This is a genomic window from Stutzerimonas stutzeri (assembly GCF_024448895.1).
Taxonomy (GTDB): Bacteria; Pseudomonadota; Gammaproteobacteria; order Pseudomonadales; family Pseudomonadaceae; genus Stutzerimonas; species Stutzerimonas stutzeri_Q.
Genome location: NZ_JAMOIC010000016.1, coordinates 23,156 through 43,973, shown reverse-complemented (window position 1 = coordinate 43,973; position 20,818 = coordinate 23,156). Strand labels below are relative to the sequence as shown.

At 59.9% G+C, this 20,818-nt stretch carries 13 protein-coding genes and 1 pseudogene; 9 read left to right on the top strand and 5 right to left on the bottom strand.

Annotated elements, in window-relative coordinates:
* The first annotated feature begins 263 nt into the window (after positions 1–263).
* On the top strand, positions 264–1,940 hold the full coding sequence (locus tag NA619_RS17760) for a putative bifunctional diguanylate cyclase/phosphodiesterase (protein ID WP_255963137.1): 1,677 nt from the start codon (positions 264–266) through the stop codon (positions 1,938–1,940).
* Between the two features lie 82 nt (positions 1,941–2,022).
* Here the strand turns inward: NA619_RS17760 and NA619_RS17755 are convergent, their stop codons facing one another.
* Complete coding sequence (locus NA619_RS17755) at positions 2,023–2,241, bottom strand: hypothetical protein (RefSeq protein ID WP_255963136.1); 219 nt, start codon at positions 2,239–2,241, stop codon at positions 2,023–2,025.
* A 246-nt stretch (positions 2,242–2,487) separates the two neighbouring features.
* Positions 2,488–3,621 (bottom strand): aminotransferase class V-fold PLP-dependent enzyme, encoded by a 1,134-nt coding sequence (locus NA619_RS17750; RefSeq protein ID WP_255963135.1) that lies wholly within the window; start codon positions 3,619–3,621, stop codon positions 2,488–2,490.
* A 600-nt stretch (positions 3,622–4,221) separates the two neighbouring features.
* Between NA619_RS17750 and NA619_RS17745 the strand changes: the two are divergent.
* From NA619_RS17745 to NA619_RS17710, 8 genes and pseudogenes are all read left to right on the top strand, one after another.
* Positions 4,222–5,286 (top strand): annotated as a pseudogene (locus NA619_RS17745) (glycoside hydrolase family 5 protein); the annotation flags it as partial.
* Between the two features lie 187 nt (positions 5,287–5,473).
* On the top strand, positions 5,474–6,562 hold the full coding sequence (locus NA619_RS17740; RefSeq protein ID WP_255963134.1) for an endonuclease/exonuclease/phosphatase family protein: 1,089 nt from the start codon (positions 5,474–5,476) through the stop codon (positions 6,560–6,562).
* Between the two features lie 239 nt (positions 6,563–6,801).
* Positions 6,802–8,019, top strand: a complete 1,218-nt coding sequence (locus tag NA619_RS17735; protein ID WP_255963133.1) for an MFS transporter — start codon at positions 6,802–6,804, stop codon at positions 8,017–8,019.
* Positions 8,020–8,077: 58 nt separating this feature from the next.
* Entirely contained in the window at positions 8,078–10,045 is a 1,968-nt protein-coding gene (locus NA619_RS17730; RefSeq protein ID WP_255963132.1) for a TonB-dependent receptor domain-containing protein, read from the top strand.
* 56 nt (positions 10,046–10,101) lie between these two features.
* Positions 10,102–11,136, top strand: a complete 1,035-nt coding sequence (locus NA619_RS17725) for a FecCD family ABC transporter permease (RefSeq protein ID WP_255963131.1) — start codon at positions 10,102–10,104, stop codon at positions 11,134–11,136.
* A gap of 2 nt (positions 11,137–11,138) precedes the next feature.
* Positions 11,139–12,182, top strand: coding sequence for a FecCD family ABC transporter permease (locus tag NA619_RS17720; protein ID WP_255963130.1), 1,044 nt, complete (start codon positions 11,139–11,141; stop codon positions 12,180–12,182).
* Positions 12,182–13,033, top strand: coding sequence for an ABC transporter ATP-binding protein (locus NA619_RS17715; RefSeq protein WP_255963129.1), 852 nt, complete (start codon positions 12,182–12,184; stop codon positions 13,031–13,033). The genes NA619_RS17720 and NA619_RS17715 overlap by 1 nt, the downstream gene beginning before the upstream one ends.
* Positions 13,030–13,974 carry an iron-siderophore ABC transporter substrate-binding protein gene (locus NA619_RS17710; RefSeq protein WP_255963128.1) on the top strand — a complete coding sequence of 315 codons (945 nt, stop codon included), beginning with the start codon at positions 13,030–13,032 and terminating at the stop codon, positions 13,972–13,974. The genes NA619_RS17715 and NA619_RS17710 overlap by 4 nt, the downstream gene beginning before the upstream one ends.
* A 51-nt stretch (positions 13,975–14,025) precedes the next feature.
* On the opposite strand, the gene NA619_RS17705 is transcribed toward NA619_RS17710, so the two are convergent.
* From NA619_RS17705 to dhbA, 3 genes are read right to left on the bottom strand one after another with little or no spacing between them, the layout of a single operon-like run.
* On the bottom strand, positions 14,026–15,471 hold the full coding sequence (locus tag NA619_RS17705; protein ID WP_255963127.1) for an amino acid adenylation domain-containing protein: 1,446 nt from the start codon (positions 15,469–15,471) through the stop codon (positions 14,026–14,028).
* Positions 15,468–20,030 (bottom strand): non-ribosomal peptide synthetase, encoded by a 4,563-nt coding sequence (locus NA619_RS17700; RefSeq protein WP_272891817.1) that lies wholly within the window; start codon positions 20,028–20,030, stop codon positions 15,468–15,470. Before NA619_RS17700 ends, NA619_RS17705 begins: the two co-directional genes overlap by 4 nt.
* Positions 20,031–20,049: 19 nt before the next feature.
* The gene (gene dhbA / locus NA619_RS17695) at positions 20,050–20,808 is read right to left on the bottom strand and encodes a 2,3-dihydro-2,3-dihydroxybenzoate dehydrogenase (RefSeq protein WP_423836848.1); all 759 of its coding nucleotides are present in this window, start codon (positions 20,806–20,808) and stop codon (positions 20,050–20,052) included.
* Between the last annotated feature and the right edge of the window lie 10 nt (positions 20,809–20,818).

Below are 20,818 nucleotides of genomic sequence, written 5' to 3'. Positions count from 1 at the left end.
ATTCAGCATCACAGATGTCCAGGACACAGAGCGCTTAAATCGACAGTGGATTAGAGCCGCATTTTCCGACCGTTATCGCTGCTGCCCGGGATCCGGGCTAGCGCCCTCTTCAGCCTACCGTTTGGCATCCTGTTTCGGGATGTGTACCTATACCCGACTGTTGCGCTGCACTTTTTCTCGGATGTCGAGTCAGTATTAATCCAACGGTGCCGCGATCGTTCCTAGCACCCATAAGCCAGTAGTCGCTATGCGTGGTTTAGCCAATGACTGACGATAAATACCGGACTGCTGTAGACGCCGCCGCGATCTACTCCGAAACGGATCTGCGCGGGACCATCACCCATATCAACGATCAGTTTTGCGCCATTTCCGGGTATGACAAGGAAGAGCTGATCGGCGCCAATCACCGCCTGCTCAACTCCGGTCTACATCCTCCGGAGTTTTTCCGCGACCTCTGGCAGGCCATTTCGAACGGTGAAATCTGGAAAGGCGAGATCTGCAATCGCCGAAAGGATGGATCGCTGTACTGGGTCAACAGCACCATAGTGCCGATCAAGGACGACAAGGGGCAGCGCGTCGAGAAGTACATTTCCATCCGTTTCGATGTCACGGAAAAGCAGGAATTGCTTGAGGCCATGCAGTGGCGTGCGTCGCACGATGTGCTCACTACCCTGCCCAACCGCGTTTATCTCCATGACCGGCTGCACCAGGCCATTTCGGCGGCTCAGCGCCATGATCGCTCGCTCGCCGTGTGCATTCTCGATCTCGATGGTTTCAAGGCGGTCAACGACCGTTACGGTCATGCAACAGGTGATCTGCTTCTGGTAGAAGTCGCCAACCGACTCACTCGTGAGCTGCGCGCTGAGGACCTCCTGGCCAGACTTGGGGGCGACGAGTTCGTCCTGCTGCTCGATGAGGTCGATGAAGAGCTGCTCCCCGCTGCGCTACAGCGGATCCTGGATGTGATTGCGGTGCCTTTTCATGTCGACGGTCATCTGCTCAAGGTGGCCGGATCGCTCGGCGTGACCATCTACCCGAAGGATAACGAAGGCCCGGACACCCTGTTGCGTCATGCCGACCAGGCGATGTACGAAGCCAAGCAGAGCGGACGCAACCGATTTCGGTTTTTCGACGTTTCCATCAGCAAAAAAACGCGAGCAACCTTCAAGACCATCGAACGACTCAAACGCGCGCTGGAGCAGGATGAGCTGCGCCTCCATTACCAACCCAAGGTCAACCTGCGCAACGGTATGGTTATCGGATTCGAAGCACTGCTGCGCTGGGAGCATCCCGAATGGGGGTTGTTGCCGCCCGACGCGTTCCTGCCGGCCGTCGAGCGAACAGACCTCATCATCGACATTGGCGACTGGGTGATGGAGCAGACCCTGCAACAGATAAGGCTCTGGACTGCCGAAGGCCATCATTGGCCTACCAGCGTTAACATCGCGGCTCGGCATTTTCAGCTACCCGATTTCGTAGATCGCTTACAGCGTCTGCTCGCCAGGCATGCAGACGTGGAGCCGCGAATGCTCGATATCGAGATCGTTGAATCCACGGCTATCGATAATCTCGAGCACGTGAGTCAATGTCTGATTGATTGCCAGAAAATGGGCGTGACTTTTTCGCTGGACGACTTCGGGACCGGCTTCTCTTCCCTCAGTTATCTGAAACGCTTGCCGGCACAGACCATAAAGATCGATAAGTCCTTCGTGCGGGATATCCTGCATGACAAGGATGATCTTGCCCTGTCAGAAGCGATCATCAATCTTTCACGCACGTTTGAGCGAGAGGTAATAGCCGAGGGCGTCGAAACAGATCTGCAGGAAAGCATGTTGCTGGGTATGGGCTGTTATCTGGCGCAAGGTTACGGGATAGCGGCACCGATGCCGGCGAGCCAGGTAGCAGATTGGGCAGCGCGTTACGAGTTAATGCATCGCTAGCCAACTCATTCAAACAGAGCGGCAATAAAAGAAGGGGATATCCTGCGCTAACCTCCACCCGTCAGCGCAGGACGGCAGTGGGTCAGGAATTCCTTAGTTCAATGTGCTGCTCCCGACGTCTGGCCAGCATGTCAGCAGTAATCAGCGCAAGTAACGGCAGTACGCCAACCTTGAGGCCCAGCTCCCATGATCCAAGGAACCCAATCAGTACCGCTCCTACAACAACGATGGCAGCAACGCAGTGCGCGCAAAAACGCCACAACTCGAGTGCAACGACCTGAGCATTCTGGTTGTTGATCATAGTTAGCCCCTCTTTCTTGTTGTAATAAGCTTTGTACAACTTGAGAGTAGCCCTCCTGACAGATGGTGCAAACACATTTTTGTTTCAGGAATGTGTCTATCTCGCAGGTTTCGGGCCCTTCTTCGTTGTTCGGAACAGCAGTGGCAAGGGATGCGCTTGTTGTTTAGCTTCAACGGGCCCCCTGCTCCCCCAAAAAAACGCCTTCAGAAATTACGATGAACGGTCACTCAATACTGCGAATTTTCTTCATGAATTTCTGATGGCCTCTAGTGCGCGGCGAAGCGTATCCACTGTTCGGTCTATATTTTTAAGTTTCTCCAGGCCGAAAAGACCGACGCGAAATGTCTGAAAGTCTGCTGGCTCATCGCATTGCAGGGGTACACCGGCGGCAATCTGCAAGCCCTGATCGGCAAACTTGCTGCCATTCTTGATGCCCGCGTCGTCGGTGTAACAGACCACAACCCCTGGGGCGTCGAAACCTTCCGCGGCAACGCTTTTAAATCCCCGTTCCGCAAGAAGCCGCCTAACTGAGTCCCCAAGTTCCACTTGCTGCCCACGCACCTTTTCGAACCCATACGCCTGGGTTTCCAGCATGACATCGCGGAAACGCGCCAGTGCATCACTCGGCATGGTCGCGTGGTATGCGTGACCGCCCTGCTCGTACGCCTGCATGATCTGCAGCCATTTTTTCAGGTCACAGGCGAAGCTGCTGCTTTGGGTCGCCTCAACCCGGGATTGAGCAGCCTCGCTGAGCATTACCAGCGCGCAGCATGGTGACGCGCTCCATCCTTTTTGCGGAGCACTGATCAGCACGTCGACGCCGTAAGCCTGCATATCTACCCAGAGTGCACCCGACGCAATGCAGTCCAACACGAAGAGCCCGCCAACCGCGTGTACGGCTTCTCCGACCTTCCGCAGGTAGTCGTCCGGCAGGATCATTCCAGAGGATGTCTCTACATGTGGCGCAAAAACGACATCAGGCCTTTGCTCCGCGATGCTGGCCACTACTTCGTCAATTGGAGGCGGGACAAATGCCGCATTGGCGTTTGCGCCCTTCGTACGCGCCTTGAGCACGGTCGACTCTGCCGGGATTCGCCCCATCTCGAAGATCTGAGTCCAGCGATAGCTGAACCATCCGTTTCGAATCACCAGGCATTTCTTGTCATGGGCAAGCTGCCGCGCCACTGCCTCCATTCCGAAAGTACCGCTCCCGGGCACCACTACGACGGAGTGGGCGTTGTAGACAGATTTGAGCGTGGCAGAAATGTCGTTCATCACGCGTTGGAACGACTTGGACATATGGTTCAGCGAGCGGTCGGTGTAGACGACCGAGTATTCGATCAACCCATCGGGATCGACTTCCGGGTATAGCTCTGACATGGAATCACTCCGCAGCGAGAGGCCTCAATCGACCCTGCCCGAAGCCTGGATACATTACAAGCGCAAGCTGTTCTAGCTTGGGCCGGACCCTCATGAGCAAGGTTGTAATGTATGAGATCCACCGTCGGTCTGATGAGAATGATGATCGCCGCCCGCTTGGCCTGTTCGATCCTTCAAAAAAATGACGCTTAGCCGTCCCTTACTAGCCGACTTTCGCCAGTTTTGCTGACCCCAAGCAGATCTTCAGCCTATGCCCCAGCAGAGCGATTACTGGCAATTCAAAGATAGACGATTTACTGACGCCTGCATTTCGTCGGCATATTATTGATTCGTTTCCAGAATTAATAATTAATCCGCAGCAACCGAAACGGCGGCGTTGGAATGCGCGGCGGTTTCGACTCAGTGGATCGATCTGTTCGTGGATATACCTGCTTACTTAGCACCGCTTATTGACCGACCTCCCATGTAGCTATGTCGTCCTGCGGGTCGATGTACACGATCACGGTGAGCCCAATGCATGACTCGAATTTTTCCCGCAGCCCAATAAGGCTTCTGTACGCGATCGCGCTTTCGACGCTATTGGGCTGGTTTCCAAGTGTCACTAGTGCCCAGGCCAAAGCCAACATCAATGCTTCAGGCCAGTTGGCAATACAGAAGAGTGGAAAAGCAGTTCCTGCGCCATTCAGCGCGGCGGTCGCGGCACCCGTCCAACTGGTGGGCGTCAATCTTTCCGGTGCGGCGTTCGGATCGTCCGCGCTGCCTGGCAAGCACGGCACCAATTACATTTATCCAGCCGAGTCGTATTACAAGAAGTACGCCGAGCAAGGTCTCAAACTGGTCCGCTTGCCCTTCCTCTGGGAGCGTTTACAGCCAAAGCTCGACGCTGAGCTCGATGCCGAGCATCTCGCCTTACTCATGCAATCGATGGATTTCGCTGAAAAGCATGGCGTGAAGGTAGTGCTCGACATGCACAACTACTATCGCTATTACCGCGAGCCGATTGGCTCGGTGAACGTGCCAGTAAAGTCGTTCGCCAATGCCTGGAAGCGCATAGCCCTCAAGGTCGGTCATCACCCAGCCCTGAGCGGCTATGGTCTGATGAATGAACCGAACACCAAGGGTCTCTGGCCCGAGACCGCGCTTGCGGCGGCAAAGGAGATCCGCAAGATTGACAAGACCAACTGGATCTACGTCGCGGGAGATCGGTATTCCAGCGCCTGGCACTGGCCGCAATCCAATACCCAGCTGATCGCCGACCCGTGGATGCGCGACCCCGCAAACAACCTGATATTCGAAGCGCATATGTACCTGGACCGAGACACATCGGGCATGTACGCAGACAAGACCGAGACTTTCGCGCCGGACCTAGGCATCAAGCGCGCCAAACCGTTCGTGGATTGGTTGCGGGCTAATAACCTGCGTGGATTCATTGGCGAGATGGGCGTCCCCCACTACGCGCCCGATGCAATCCTTGCGATGGATAATCTGCTCGGTTATCTGCATGACAACTGCGTTCCGCTCACCTACTGGGCGGCTGGCCCCTGGTGGGGCAAGTACGTTCTTTCCCTGGATGTGACCGGCGGCGCCGAGCAACCGCAGTTGCCGGTATTGCGCAAGCATGCCGCCGCGCCTAACAGCTGCGCGGCTATCGGCGAGCCAATGTAGCGCCTGCTACACCGCAAAAAAGGCCTGACCCTGTCAGGCCTTTTTTGTTTGTGCGCAAAGATGCACAACATGCATGTCATGTGATCGCAACGGAACCAACCATCGGTACGGCAGGACGAACTCCTTGTGCCTTCTCCAGGCGCCTGAACGGCGACACGACGTCAGCCGATAAACTCCGAGGATTGGAATGAAGGAAGGAATACTTCTCGCCGCGACCGGGCTGCTGGTCGTACTGACCTTTCTGCCGCTTTGGAAAAACCCGGTCTGGTGGGTTCGAGGATTGGATTTTCCGCGCTTGCAGCTGTGCGTACTGGCCTTCGCACTGCTGATCGGCCAAGGGCTGCTGCTTTCATACTCCAATGCCTCGCAAGTGCTGATTTCGGTCCTTTCGACGATCTGCCTCGCCTATCACGCATGGTGGATCTTTCCCTACACCCGTTTATGGCGCCGCGAAGTGAAGTCTGCTGAACCGAGCGCTGACAGGCCTCGAATTCGCGTCATGGCGGCCAACGTACTGACACCGAATCGCCAGGCCGACAAGCTCAAAGCACTGGTGCGCGAACATCGCCCGGAGGTTTTGGTCACGCTTGAAACTGATCAATGGTGGGAAGATCAGCTGGCCGAGTTGGCCGATGAGTACCCTCACAGCATCCGATGCCCGCTGGATAATCTCTACGGCATGCACGTCTGGTCACGGCTGGAGCTGGAGAATCCGGAGACCTGCTTTCTGGTCGAGGATGACGTCCCGTCCATGCACGCCAACGTTCGGTTGAACGATCAGTTGGCGATACGCATGCACTTCTTGCATCCCGCCCCGCCGAGCCCAACGGAGAATGACGAGTCCACCGAGCGCGACGTGGAATTGCTGGTCGTGGCAAAAAGTGTGCAGGACGACCACGAAAACACGCCGGTGATCGTCACGGGTGATCTCAACGATGTGGCTTGGTCTGCCAACACGAGACTGTTTCGCAAGATCAGTGGGCTGCTCGATCCGCGCGTTGGACGCTGCATGGTCAACAGCTTCCATGCTCAGCACTGGTTTCTGCGCTGGCCGCTGGACCATCTGTTTCACAGCCACCACTTTAAGCTGGTGTGGATCCAGAGGCTGCCTGAATTCGGCTCCGATCACTTCCCGGTTCTGGTCGAGTTGCAATACGACCCCGCGCCTGAGCAGGAGAGCTTGTCCGGCGACGAAGACGACGAGCGCGAGGCGGACGAAAAGATCGGCAAGGAAAATGTTCAGGCATCTGACGTACCTGAGCCTGAGAAGCACTGACAATCACACCCATGCGCTACCCCAGGTCAGACGATCATCACCTGGGCGTCTGGCTCCAAGCTACGTGCAAACGGCGCCGCCATGGGTGTCTCGATCCTCGGTTGAGCACCCGGCAATAGGCCTCAACGTGAGTCATCACGCCGCACGTCATCAAGACTTAATACGAACGATTTGTATTTGATGTCGGTTCTCGATTGGCTTAGCATGCTGCCGCCTGTCAACTGAGCGCGCCGCAATCCATGAAAGCTGCCCTACCGTCGAGGATCGCCGTTCACCTTGCGATGCTGATCAACATGCTGTCGCTGGGCAGCTTGATGATGGTCATGCCGCTTGGGCCCGATCTGGTTCACGACCTTGGCATGGAGCCAAGCCATGTCGGTTACATCAGCGGCGGCGCGACTCTCGCAGCAGCATTTAGCGCCATTGTGAGTGCACCTTGGCTTGATCGTTTTGCCCGCAAGCGCGCACTCGTCGTGCTGCTTGTCCTGCGTTTCGCGCTTTTGCTCAGTTGCGCGTTGGCGACCGAACCACAACAGCTGATTACACTTTTCGTGCTCTCCGGGCTCGTCGCCGGTCCGATGGGTGCGATCCTGATGGCAACCATGCTCGACCTGATTCCACCCGCCGAGCGCGGTCGACAGCTTGCCTACGTGGGCATGGGCTTTTCACTTGCCGCCATTCTGATCATTCCACTAGCCCTTGAATGTTCGATGCGCTGGGACTGGGCCAGCCCGTTTCTCCTGCTTGGCGGGGCCGGCCTGGCGCTCGCGCTGCTATGTCAGCTTTATCTTCCGGTTCCAGAGCGAGTTGCCCATCCAAAGGCGACGCTCAAGGCGTTGCTTGCATCGCGGCTTTGTCTTATCGCGCTAGCCATCACGTCACTGCAGATGTTCGGGCACTTCCTGCTGGTGCCGCACTTCGCGACGTACTTCCAGTTCAACCTTGATTTCCCCCGTGAACAGCTCGGAATGCTGTACCTGGCCGGCGGCCTTGCAAGCCTTGCGGCCATGCGCATGGGCGGTGCGTGGATCGATCGTGGCGGCGCCATGACCGTCGTGCTGGCCAGCAGCGGTGGCCTCGCGCTGGTCACCCTCCTCGGGTTCGCCGCGCCTGTCGGGCTATCGCTCTACATCATCTTCACCTTGTTCATGGCGCTGAGCGCAGTGCGCAGCAACAGCACCATGACCATTGCCGCTGGCGTGCCGCCTGCTCACCAACGCGCCGCGTTCATGGCCTTCCAGGGCACGGTTTCAAACGTCGCCGCGGGGCTTGGCAGCCTCGTTTCAGCGCAGTACCTGATGGGTGACGCGCAGAACGAGCTGCTTGGCTTCGAGCGCTTGGCCGCCATTTATGCAGTCGCCGGCATCGTAGCGGGCGCCGGTGTGCTGTATCTGATCCGCGCCATCAGGCAGCGCGATTCCAGCCAGACGCTTGCAGCAGAACAACAGGCGGGATGAACCCGCCGGGAAAACGTGATGAGTCGATTCCAAATAACGAGCAGCAACGGAGCATGCTATGAAAATCGCAACCAGTCGGGGCATCAGCCGCCCTCGTCACCTTTCCTTGACCGTCCTGGCCAGCCTTTTATCTTTCGCCGCACTGGCGGACGAGCCTGTAGCACTTGAACAACAAGTCATCACGGCCACCCAGACAGCGCATAGCGAACTCAGCGCACCGGCCAGCGTGTCCGTGGTGACCCGTGAAGAGCTTGAGAAACGTCCGGTCTATAACCTCGCCGATGCCGTGAAGTATCTCCCCGGCGTACACCTGAACCCGTCTTCGACCTACGGGCGCCAGGAGATCAAGCTGCGCGGCATGGACTCCGATTACACCTTGCTGCTGGTCAACGGCCGCCGCATCAACTCGCGTGACGCGCTGAGTTCCAACTACGCCAACGATTTTGATCTGTCGTCAATTCCGATTGCCGCCGTTGAACGCATCGAAGTCATCCGTGGGCCGATGTCTTCGCTATACGGTGCTGACGCACTGGGAGGCGTTGTCAACGTGATCTTGCGACAGCCCACCGAAGACACCAAAGCAGGCATCGCCTACACCTACGAACACCCAACCGAGGGTGACTCCGGCGACAGCCACAAGGCCAGCGGTTACATCAGCGGCTCGTTAATTGAAAACAAGCTGCGCGGCAATCTCATCCTCGAGAAAACAGACCAGGCGGCGTGGCTCAGCGAACAGACCGTCAACCCCAATACAGACGCGGCCGAGCAACGCCAGAACAGCGCAGCTTATGGTTCGTTGAGCTGGTTGCTGGACGAGCGTCAGACTGTCGACCTGGACATCACTCATCGCAAAGATGACCGTGAAGCCGAATGGAACAACTTCGGTGCGGTAGTTCAGAACATCCAGGAGATGGAGCGCTGGAGCTTCGGCCTCGGACATACGGGCAACTGGGATGGCTTCAATACCCGGATTCGCTACTACTACGAGGATGTTGACCTGATGGATGACTCGCAGATCATGACCACCCTGCGTGGCGTGAAGGGCGATATTCAACAAAAGAACCACACCGTCGATGGTCAGGTAACCGCGTTTGTGGGTGATCATCTGGTTACGCTGGGCAGTGAATTTCGCCGTACCGAGCTGACCCATAATCAGAACCTGGGCAGCGAAACGGAGGTAGATCAAAAGGCGGTCTATTTGCAGGATGAATTCTCCGTTGGCGCACTGGATGTCACCCTTGGCGCCCGGCTGGACGATCACGACAGTTTCGGCAGTGAGTTCAGCCCGCGCGCATACGGCGTGTACAACCTCACCGATAACTGGGTAGTCAAGGGTGGTGTCGGTCGCTCATTCAAGGCGCCCAGCATCTACCAGTCTGACGACAGCTACGGCGTACTGGCCTGTCGCGGCATGTGCACGCTAGTGGGCAACCCCAACCTAAAACCAGAAACTGCCACCAGCTACGAGATCGGTACGCTCTTCCAGAACGAACAACTCGAAGCCGGCATCATGCTGTTCAACAACGACATCGACGACATGATCATCACGGACAGCTGGCGTGCCGGTTATAGACCCGCTGTGATGACCTACAGCAACGTCAGCAAGGCTCGGGTAAGAGGCTACGAATTGATTGGTCGCTACAACCTGAGCGACACCATGGGACTACGCGCGAATTACACCTACTCCGATGCAGAGGACCGCGATACGGACGAGCAGCTGCGCAATACGCCGCAGCACGTCGCCAATCTCGGCTTCGATTGGCAAGCTGCACCCGCGCTGGGGCTGAACCTTGACTACCAATACACCGGCAGCCAGCTGCTTTACGTCTCGGCGGCGGATCCAAATGTCGAGAGCGGCGCGTTTCATCAGCTCAACCTGGGCGCGAGATATCAAGCCACCCGCGAGCTCTCGCTCAAGGCTGGGATGAATAACCTGACCAACGAAAAACGCGACGATGTCGCTCAATCGGTCGACAACATTCTCATGGGTCGCACATTGTTCGTCGGCTTCAGCTACGACATCTGATTCACCACGACACCCCGGCAGCCGCGCTGCCGGGCCTTTGGAGTTCTCTGCTTTCGATGATCCGAACCGAATCCTTCCCCGCCTTCCAGCAAGCGGTACTGCTGGGAAGCGTCGGGCTTTTACTGGGCTTTTTGGTGCTGTCGATGAGTACCGGCGCCGGCGTATACGGTGCAGCCGAGGTGTTTCGCTATCTGACCGGTGATCCTGCGGCGGTGGCGGATGAAAAACTCGCCATGGTGGTCGATACGCTGCGTCTGCCGCGAACCCTGGCCGCATTGGTGGTGGGTGCAAGCCTCGCAGTTGCCGCATCGCTATTGCAAAGCGCCACCCGTAATCCGCTGGCAGAGCCCGGCTTGCTGGGGGTCAACGCTGGCGCCGTGCTCGGTCTGGTAATCGGATTGATCTTCTACAACGTGGAGTCGACCCGAGGCTATCTGCTGTGGTCCGGTAGCGGTGCCCTGCTGGGCAATGTGATCGTTCTGGGCATCGGGCTGATGCTGGGTCAGGCCAGTCCGCTCAAATTGATACTCGCCGGGGTCGCGCTTGCCGCAATCTTCGGCGGGCTCGCCAACTTCATGCTGCTGCGCACCCGCGTTGCGCTCGACCAGTTCCGTTACTGGAATCTCGGTTCACTGTCGGCTTCGAGGCTCGATGCCCTGGGGACCATCCTTCCGGTCGCACTGCTTGGCATCGTGCTGGCCGCCCTGCTCTGCCGGCAGCTGACGTTGATGCAGATGGGCGACAGCCAGGCCAGAGCGCTGGGCATTCATACCACCGGGGTGCGGGTTGGCGTATTGGTCGCTTCGACACTGCTTACCGCCTGCGCCATTTCCATCGCCGGGCCGATAGGCTTTGTTGGCTTTCTAGCTGCTTATTGCGCGCGACTGATCGAACCCGTCGGGCTGCTCCGGCAACTGCTGTTTTCGACTCTGTTCGGCATGCTTTTCCTGCTTGCCGCGGATGTTCTCGCGCGATGGCTGCTGCAGCCCTATGAGTTACCCGTGGGTACGCTGCTGGCTGCAATCGGCGCTCCCGCCTTGATCACCATCGTGCTGCGCGGTGGTTTTCGTTCACTGCTGACCGTGAGGTAGACATGGCCTCCATCACCCCTAGCGGTTTCTGGACCGTCCGGCTGGGCAGCCTGAGCGTGTTGCTGCACCGGAGAAACTGGCTGATGTTCGGCCTGCTGACCACGCTGCTCGCCGGTTTCGCCGTTGTCGCCATCAGCCTTGGCTCCGGCAACATGGGCGTGCGCGATGTCATGGCAACGCTGGGCGGCAACGGCAGCAAACTGCACGAAATCATGGTGTTCAAGATCCGCATGCCGCGCATCGCTGCGGCTGTTGTGGCGGGTTTGGCCATGGGCATGGCGGGTTGCCTGATCCAGACGCTGGTACGAAATCGACTGGCGACCCCGGATATGATCGGGGTGAACGAAGGCGCTTCCCTCGCAGTGGTCGGCTTTGCCATGTACCTCACCCTGGGCAGCTGGCCCTGGTGGGCGTCGCCGCTGGGCGCGCTCTTCGCCGCCGCGGCGCTGTTCACGCTCTGCCGACGCCCTGGCGAGCAAGGTTATCTGTTCATCGTCATCGGTATCGCACTCTCCGAGTTGCTCGGCGCTATCGGCGACTTCGCCATGTCCACCCAACCGCTGGTGCATCTGGGCAGCATTTACCTCTGGACGATGGGCCATTTCGCCGGGGTCAGTTATCAAACGGTGAAGCCCATCACCCTGGTGCTGCTGGTACTTTGCCCGCTGATGGCGCTGATCAACCGCCCACTGGCATTGCTTCGCTTCGGCGATGCGACCGCGCAGAACCTCGGCGTTCGTGTACCGCTCATTCAGCTGTCCGTCCTGGGGCTGGCGATCCTGGTGGCGTCCCTGGGCACGGCCATCGCCGGCCCGGTGGTTTTCATCGCCATGGCCGCGCCCATACTCGCGAGCTGGCTGGCGCGGGACAACCTTGCGCCTATCTGGCTCGCCGCGATGTGTGGTGCCGTGCTGATGCTGGGCAGTGACACGCTGGTCCGCGTGCTGGCTCAACCAGAAGAGATTCCTACGGGAATCATGACTCGCCTGCTCGGTGGCATCCTGCTGCTGGGCCTGCTCATCAAGGACAGACGAGGAGCTGACTGATGACCGTTCTCCAGGTGCGGAACCTGCACTTCGCCTATCAGGACAAGGTCGTGCTCGAAGACCTGTCCTTTTCGCTGCCCAAGGGGCGGCTGATCGGAATCGTCGGCCCGAATGGCAGCGGCAAATCCACGCTGCTGAAGCTCCTGGCGCGACAGCTACCCCTGCAACGTGGCGACATTGAAGTACAGGGTGAATCACTGACTCGCTTCACCTTGAAACGCCTCGCCAGGCAGCTGGCATTTCTGCCGCAAAGGCCGGTCATGGCGGAAGGCATTCGCGTGGAACAGCTGGTGCAATACGGACGTCACCCTCATCAAGGCTGGTTCAACCAGTGGAGCGAAGAAGACGCCGCTCAGGTTGAAAAAGCCAGAGTGGCAATGCAGCTCGACGCCATATGGCAGCAGCAGGCGTCCTCGCTTTCCGGCGGCCAGGCGCAACGCGCGTGGCTGGGCATGATCCTGGCGCAGAACACCGATCTGATCCTGCTGGATGAGCCCACCAGCGCGCTGGATATCGGCCATCAGGCCGAGGTCATGGAAGCCGTGCATCGAATCGCGACCGAGGGCCGCACGGTGCTGATCGTCATCCACGACCTGGGCATCGCAGCGCGCTATTGCGACGAACTGATCGCCCTCGCCGATGGCCGCATTCAGGCCATGGGGCCGGCGCGGCAAGTGATCACCAAGGAGCTGGTGGATCACCTTTACCAGACCGAAGTTGACATCCTCCCGGCACCTGGGGATGGCGCGCCGGTAATCGTGCCGCGCCGACGACCACTGACCCCATCCCTAGCGCCTGCATTCCAGGCAAGTGCCCATTACGAACTTGCACCACAGGATGAAACCCTATGAGCCTGAGATTCCCCCTGACCCTGACTGCCGCATTGCTGACCGGCCTGCTGACACTCAATACCCAGGCACAAACGCGTCAGGTCGAAGATGCATTTGGCAACAGCGTCACCATCCCGACAGCGCCTGAACGCATCATCACCCTCAGCGAGATCGACCTCGACACCGCCTTGACCCTCGGCGTTACGCCGATCGGCACCGTCAACGGTCGCGGCCAGGCCGCGCCGCCTCGTTACCTTGAAGGCAAAGTGCCAAAGGGCATCAAAGTCGTCGGAGATCTCGACAACCCCAATCTGGAAGTGCTGCTTGAGCTCGAGCCAGACCTGATCCTCACCGGCCCGGTAAAGCCGGAGCAGCTCGCCATCCTCAACGAGATTGCGCCAACCGTCATCACCTTCAACTGGGCGCGCCCATGGCAGGAGAGCATGTTGCGAACCGCTCACGTGCTGAACAAGGATGCCGAAGCCCAGGCCTTTCTTGAGCGATACAAGGCCCGGGCTGCGGAAGCACGCCAAAGGCTGCAGGATCATCACGGCGAAACGTTCAGCATCGTGCGCTGGAACCCAAAAGGCCCGTCCTACATGTTCAAGGACGCGTTCTCCAGCACCGTCCTCGAAGACGTCGGCTTGGTGCGCCCGGCCCATCAGCAGGACCCGGGGCACACCCATTCGATGGCCCTCAGCCTCGAATCGCTCGAACTGCTCGACGGCGACTGGCTGGTAATCGGTACCCTCGCTACCAGCGGCGAAGCGGTCGAGGCGCTGAACCAGGCCGAGGAGACGGCCGCCTTCCGCCAGTTATCTGCGATCCAGGCCAAGCGCTTCGCCGCCGTGGATGGTTCGCTGTGGACCTCGCTCGGTGGCCCGATGGCTGCCCTGCAAGTAATTGAGGACATCGAATCCATCATTGGCAAAGCGGACGCCGAGCCAGTAGCCAGGGACTGACCGATGCGGCGAGCCCGTTGCTGTGCTTAGCACGGCTCGCCGCCTCATCGCTCAGAGCGGCTCGGGCAGGCGCTTGCGATCGATCTTTCCACTGGGAGTTTTGGGTAACGCGTCGATCATCACGATGCGGCTCGGAATCATGTAGTGCGGCAGGGTCAGATGAAGCGCTCGCCGAATCTGAACCCGACTGGGGGCGCCCTGGCATCCTGCCTCCACATAGCCCACCAGACAGGCATCATCGCCTGCGCCGAGCAAGCGCACCGCCGCATCCTGAACCCCGTCTATCTGCCTTAGGTTCGCTTCGATCTCCCCCAGCTCGATTCGGAAGCCACGCAGCTTGATCTGGTCGTCCTGGCGTCCGAGATACAGGAACTCGTCGTCACCGGTTCGGCGTACCCGGTCACCGGTGCGATACAGACGCCGCCCCCGCCAGCTGATGAAAGCCTGATCGCTCAACTCGCTGCGCTGCCAGTAGCCTTGGGCCAGTGAAATACCTTCGATACACAATTCACCCTTGCCACCGGATCCGACATCATCACCGTCCTCATCCAGTACCCAGTGCCGATACCCATCAAGTGAGTGCCTGAGGCGTACGCCTTGCTCAGCCGACAAGTCGACCGGCGCCATCATTGACCAGATGGTCGCCTCCGTGGGGCCGTAGCAGTTCCAGAGTTGGCCAACCGATGCGCCGAGCCGGGTCGCGAGTGCAGTGTCCAGGGCTTCTCCACCGCACAACGCGATCAGGCCGGCGCGGCCCTGCCATCCTGCCTTGAGCAGCATCCTCCAAAACGCAGGGGTTGCTTGCAGCGTATTGAGATCCGGTCGGCTGTCGAGTAACTGCAGCAGTGCCACCGGGTCCTTGTGAGCAGGAGCACAGACCACCTCGACATAGCCACCCGCCCAGAGCGGCCCTAGCATTTCCAGCAAGGAAATATCGAAAGCCGGGGTCGTGGTGAACAGCCAACGCGTATGCGGCCCGACTCCGACTCTTCGCGTCGCCGCATCGAGAAAATTGGCAAGGGCAGCGCGGCCGACGACCACGCCCTTGGGTCTGCCTGTGGAGCCGGAGGTGAACATCATGTAAGCCGGCAATTCATCACTCAGCACTGGCGAAGCGGGCATGTCCGCGATACCCGGCTTCAGGCGCAGCGACGGCGAAAGCGACCGTGAAGCCTGCTCATCCTGAATCACCCAATGCACCTGCGCGTCGTCAGCGATGCCTTGCAGCCGGTCGAGCGGAAAGTCCGGTTCGAGTGGCACAAAGCACAGACCTTCATGCAGACAAGCCAGCAGCGCGGCGATCAGATCGGGCCCCCGACTCAGATGCAAACCGACGCGATCACCCGCAACCAGCCTTTTGGCACGCAGTTGCAGCACGATGGCCGCCACCCGCGCCTGCAGTTCGGCATAGCTGAAGCTGGCACCCATACATCCCAATGCCGGCTGGTCGGGGTGACGGGCAAAAACACCGGCGAATCGTGAATTGAGTGAGGTCATGGTGCGTCCTCATTCAAGGCCGCCAAGCGTTGAAGGTTCGTCTTCAGCGACGTCAGCAGCTGCGCACTCAGATCCGCACGCAGGCTGCCGATCTGGCGCAGGGTCAGCAGCCCGTCGAACACACCGCCGTGCAGACTGATCAGCTCTGCGGACAGGTTGCCCTTACCGCTCGGGTTGCCTGCAGGCATTGGCAAGGGCTGCCAATGCCCTGCTCCACTGCCGTAGACGCCCAGGTAGTTCAGCGCCACAGGTGGTAATGGCAGCGAATCGCGATGCACCGGGTTGTTGCGCAATGGGAGATAACCCACGCCCTTGTCGGGGACCTGGCGCAGCTGGTCAGCGGCTTGCCGTAGCAGCGCCGTCCAGTCGGCCTGGTTGCACACCCTTACCGGAAACATGCTGGTGAACCAACCCACCGTGCGGCCGACGTCCAGTCCAGCTTCGATGTGCTCGCGACCATGCCCTTCGAGCATGATCCACTGCTGTTCGCCAAACCCCAGGTCGCTCAGGGACCGCGTCAGCGCGGCCAGCAGGATTTCACGTACATCGCTTTGCAGTCGCACGGTAGCAACCTGTGTCAGCTGCCGTGTGGTGGCCTCGTCAAGCTCCAGCAATTGCGGTTCGGCTCGCTCGTTCGAGGACCAGTCGGCAGGGCACCGGATATCCATCGCACCCACCTGCTCACGCCAATACGGCAGCTGCGCTTCAGCGCGTTTGGCATAAGCGGCAAGACCCTCACCCCACTGTCTATAGCTGCTGCTCTTGTCCGGCAAGGTTTCGCCCCGGGCAAGACGCTGCATGTCTTCAATCAGGATGCGCCAGGACACCGCATCGACGACCAGATGATGGAGCGCCAGGAACAGGCCACGCTCGCCGCTCGGCAAGTTCTCGATCACTGCCCACGCCAGCGTTCGCGCACTGGCCGGGTCCATGTGCGCTTGCAGCTCGGTCAACGCCTGCTGTACGCCCGATGGCCCGAGTTCGGCTGCGTCCAGCCGCGCAGGCTCGGCCAGTGGCAGGAAGGCTTGGTAACACTGGCCGGACGGGATGACGATCAGGCGCAACGCGTCGTGATGTGCCAGGAGCTGCCGCATGTAATCCATCAGCTGCGGGGTCGTTGTGGCCTCTGGCAAATGCAGCACCACACCCTGATTCCAGTGCTGAGGCTGAGCGAATGGCTGTTCGTAAAACCACTGCTGGATCGGTTGCAACGGGAACTCGCCTGTCAGCAGGCCGTGCTCGGCGCGGATCGTCTCGGCGGCTCGCGGCATTTCGAGTACCCGACACAATCGCCGAACCGTTTTCGCCTCGAAGACTTCCTTTACGCTGCAGGGGTAGCCCGCGTCCCGAAGCCGGGTCGCCAGCTGAATGCTCAGGATGGAGTCGCCTCCCAAGCGGAAAAAATCACTTTCAACGCCAAGCGGCTGCTGCAGGACGTCCTGCCAGATGCGCAGTACCTCGCTTTCCAGCGCTCCGGTCGGCGGCACAAGCGGCTCATCCGAATCCAGTCGAACCGCAGGCAGCTGCCGCACATCGAGCTTGCCGTTGGCGGTCAGCGGCATCTTGTCGAGCAGGATCAACCGTTGCGGCACCGTGTATTCAGGCAGTCGCCGCGATACCCGCTGCAATATGTCGTCCGGCTGAGGGGCCGCTGCGCCTGGGGTCACCGTTGCATAGGCCACCAGTGCCTGGCGCGTTTCCTGTCTGGCAACGATGACCTTTATCTCCTGCAGGCCTGGGCAGATGGCGTGCAGCTGTGCTTCGATTTCGCCCGGCTCGATGCGATAGCCGCGCAGTTTGATCTGCGCATCCAGGCGTCCCAGATACTCGTATTCACCATTGGCGAGCTGCCGAGCACGATCACCGGTGTGATAAAGACGGACTGTGACACCGGCGATACGATGCTCACGAAACACGTCCGAGGTGCGCTCCGGCTGGTTGAGATAGCCTCGGGCAAGCCCCAAACCGGCCAGACAGAGTTCGCCGGGAACACCGGCTGGACACAGCGCGCCATGGCGATCAAGAACCACCGCCTGCAGACCATCGATGGGCTCACCGATTGTCAGGCGTGCACCCACCACGAGCGTCTTGGTCAGCGCCGTCACGGTGGCTTCTGTGGGCCCGTACATGTCGATCAGGCGGAACTGCCGCGCCCAGCGGTGTGCAAGGGCCGGTGGACAGGCCTCACCGCCGAAGCCCACAGCTTTCATGGCTGGCAATCGCCGCTCGGGCAAGGTCGCCAGCAGCGCTGTGGCAAAGATCATGTGGGTGGTCTGAGTTCGTTCGATTTCGTCCAGCAGCCCCTCACCCGGGTCTGCCCAGAGCAGGCAGGCGCCATGAACCAGCGGCACAAGGGCGCACATGTTGCCGGCATCAAAGGACAGCGACATGCAATCCAGCATGCGGTCGCCAGGCTCAACCATCAGCCGTCGGCCATGATCGCGCAGCAGATTGACCAGCGACCCGTGTTCCACCATGACGCCCTTCGGCGTGCCGGTCGAACCGGAGGTGTAAATCACCTGGGCGAGTCGCTGGGGCTCTTGCCGCAACGGCGGTGCATCGGGCGATTGTGCATCGAGCTGCGCCTGTAACACCTCGCTGCGCAGATTGACCCAATGTTGGCCCGCCTCCAGCGCAAAGGGTGCCTCACCCTGGCCGATGATCAGCTGCAGCTCGGCGTCGCGCACGATGTGTGCAATACGCTGCTGCGGATAATCCGGGTCCAGCGGAACGTACGCGGCGCCGACTTTCCAGCACGCCAGCAAGGCGGTGACGAACGCATTCTCACGCCGGGCAAGCACGCCGACGAGGTCACCATCGGTGCAGCCCTGCACCTGCAGCCAGTTGGCCAGCCGGTTCGCCCGGGCGTCCAATTCTGCGTAGCTGATCCAGCTGCTGCTCTGGCGCAGCGCGGGCCTGTTCGCATGGGACCGGACTATGTCATTGAACAGCGAAAGCGCGGTGAGGCCATCAGGATAGGCAACGGGCAGCGCGCTAAGCTTCTCGGCGGTCTGCTTCAGCAGCGCCTGATCGTGCATCGGAAGCTGCCAGATATCCTGCTCCGGCGTCTCCACCACCGCCTGCAGCAGATTCAGCAGACGACTCGCATAGCCTTCGACGCTGCTGCGCTCGAACAGGGCCGTAGCGTAAAGCCAATCGACCCGCACCGAGTCGACCAGCTCGGTGACCTTGACCGAGATATCCGTCTTGGCTGGCAGCACGGGGGACGTCTCTTCCATCGCATTGCAACCGGGGATCAGGTCATTGAAGTCCACGCGCGCCTGGTAGACCAGCATGATCTGGAAGATCGGGTTGATGGCGGTGTGGCGGTCCATGCCAAGGGCCTCGCTCAAGGCTTCGAAGCGATACAGCTGATGATCGAATGCCTGAAGGTCTTCAGTTCGGCACTGAATCAGGTAGTCGACGAAGCGCTGTCGCTCGGGCAGTTGCGTGCGCAACACCAGCGTGTTGACGAAAAAACCCACCACCGGCTCGACTTCAGGACGCTCCCGATACGCCAGCGGCGTGCCAATCACAATGTCGCGTTCCCCGGAGTGGCGCGCCAACAGCAACGCGAGCACCGCGTGCAGGCCTATGAAGGGTGACGTGTTGTGTTGCTGGCACAGCGCTTTGAAACGCGCCCAGAGGCAGTTGTCGATGGTCGAGAACACGACTTCACCGCCACTCGCCGGCTGTGCTGGGCGAGGCTTATCCAGCGGCAGGCTGTGTACATCGGGAATTCCCGCCAGCCGCTCAACCCAGAACGCCTTGAACTGTTCGTGGTAGTCGCGGAACAGGGGTGAATTGAACCAGTGCGCGTAGTCGATATAGCTCAGTCGCGGTTCTTCCCAGCTTGGCTGCTGACGATTCTGATAGGCGAGATACGCGACCTTCAGGTCGGCGAACATGTTCTTAACCGACCAGCCATCCGAGATGATGTGGTGCTGGTTGATCATCAGCACGTGCTCGCGTTCGCCAAGCTCCAGCAGCGTGACCCGGGTCAGCATCCCGCTGGTGATATCGAACGACTGCAGGATTTCCTCGCGCACCCGCTGCGCTACCCGCTCTTCGCGCGCCTGAGGCTCCAGGTAACTCAGGTTCTCGCGCGCAAGATGGAACTCGGTGTGGGCCAGGATCTCCTGTTCCCCCCGGCCCTCGGCACTACGCTGAAACCGCGTGCGCAGGCTGGTATGACGGGCGACCAGCGCATCGAATGCGAACGTCAGCGCATCCACGTCCAGTTCGCCAGTCAGGCGGAAGAACACCGGCATGTTGTACAGGTGTGAGCCTTGCTCGTACTGCTCGATGAACCAGAGCCCGCTCTGCGATGAGGACAGCGGTCCGACGCTGCCGCGCTGCGCGGTGATGGGTGAATCGAACGCCTGCTGCGCCCGCAGGCACTCAATGATGGCGTCGCGGTTATCGCGAATCTGCTGTCCGAGCGCCGGGGTGATGGCGTCCTTGCGGGCCTGCGAGACCAGCTGTCGCTGATCGTTGAGCGCAAGCTGCACCCCCTGCTGAGCGAGATGCTTCAGCAGGCCGATTATGTTGTTGTGCATTTGCTACCTCTCGGAAAGCTCAAGCCGCCAGGGTGGCGCCACCATCGACGACGATGTCCTGCAGGGTGATATGGCTTGCCAGGTCCGATGCCAGAAACAGCACCGCACGGGCGATCTCTTCCGGTGTGGCGATCTTGCGCAGCGGGATGCCTAGCTTGTACTGCTCAGGAAAGCCGGCGATGGTCCGGTCACGAGCGTCCTCGGTTTGCCACATGCCTCGCTGCATTGCGGTATCGGTGGAACCCGGCGAGACCAGATTGCAGCGCACGCCGTGCTCGGCCAGTTCGAGGCCAGCGGTGCGGATCAGGCTCGAAAGTGCCGCTTTTGAAGCGCTGTAGGCGGCCATCTGCATGCGCGGGACGTGGGTCGCGTTGCTGCTGACTGCGACTACCGCCCCTCTGCCCTGCACCTTGAAATGTGGAATAAGCTCGCGCAGGAAATAAAACGGGCCGGAGGCGTTGACCCGCATCGTGTCGTCCCAATCGGCCGAACTCAGCGCCTCGATCGTCCCCAGCCGCAGGATGCCAGCAACACTGGCGAACACATCGACACGCTGTTTCACACCGAGTAGCTCGGCGCATGTGTGTTTGACCGCCTCGGCATCACCGACATCGAGCACATAGGCGGTGAAGCCGTAATCCTGCTCCGGGAAGGCGCGGTCGAAGCCGGTGACCTGCGCGCCCAGCCGCGCAAACCCCTCAGCAACTGCACGGCCAATCCCCTGCCCGGCGCCGGTTACCCAAACGCACTGCCCGGTGAAACTCATCTGATCGTTCATCTGCCCGTCC

What these genes read in the sequence shown, in the direction of transcription:
- NA619_RS17760 (WP_255963137.1), top strand. Translation starts at nt 264, where the DNA reads ATGACTGACGATAAATACCGGACTGCTGTAGACGCCGCCGCGATCTAC.
- NA619_RS17755 (WP_255963136.1), bottom strand. Translation starts at nt 2,241, where the DNA reads ATGATCAACAACCAGAATGCTCAGGTCGTTGCACTCGAGTTGTGGCGT.
- NA619_RS17750 (WP_255963135.1), bottom strand. Translation starts at nt 3,621, where the DNA reads ATGTCAGAGCTATACCCGGAAGTCGATCCCGATGGGTTGATCGAATAC.
- NA619_RS17740 (WP_255963134.1), top strand. Translation starts at nt 5,474, where the DNA reads ATGAAGGAAGGAATACTTCTCGCCGCGACCGGGCTGCTGGTCGTACTG.
- NA619_RS17735 (WP_255963133.1), top strand. Translation starts at nt 6,802, where the DNA reads ATGAAAGCTGCCCTACCGTCGAGGATCGCCGTTCACCTTGCGATGCTG.
- NA619_RS17730 (WP_255963132.1), top strand. Translation starts at nt 8,078, where the DNA reads ATGAAAATCGCAACCAGTCGGGGCATCAGCCGCCCTCGTCACCTTTCC.
- NA619_RS17725 (WP_255963131.1), top strand. Translation starts at nt 10,102, where the DNA reads ATGATCCGAACCGAATCCTTCCCCGCCTTCCAGCAAGCGGTACTGCTG.
- NA619_RS17720 (WP_255963130.1), top strand. Translation starts at nt 11,139, where the DNA reads ATGGCCTCCATCACCCCTAGCGGTTTCTGGACCGTCCGGCTGGGCAGC.
- NA619_RS17715 (WP_255963129.1), top strand. Translation starts at nt 12,182, where the DNA reads ATGACCGTTCTCCAGGTGCGGAACCTGCACTTCGCCTATCAGGACAAG.
- NA619_RS17710 (WP_255963128.1), top strand. Translation starts at nt 13,030, where the DNA reads ATGAGCCTGAGATTCCCCCTGACCCTGACTGCCGCATTGCTGACCGGC.
- NA619_RS17705 (WP_255963127.1), bottom strand. Translation starts at nt 15,471, where the DNA reads ATGACCTCACTCAATTCACGATTCGCCGGTGTTTTTGCCCGTCACCCC.
- NA619_RS17700 (WP_272891817.1), bottom strand. Translation starts at nt 20,030, where the DNA reads ATGCACAACAACATAATCGGCCTGCTGAAGCATCTCGCTCAGCAGGGG.
- dhbA (WP_423836848.1), bottom strand. Translation starts at nt 20,808, where the DNA reads ATGAACGATCAGATGAGTTTCACCGGGCAGTGCGTTTGGGTAACCGGC.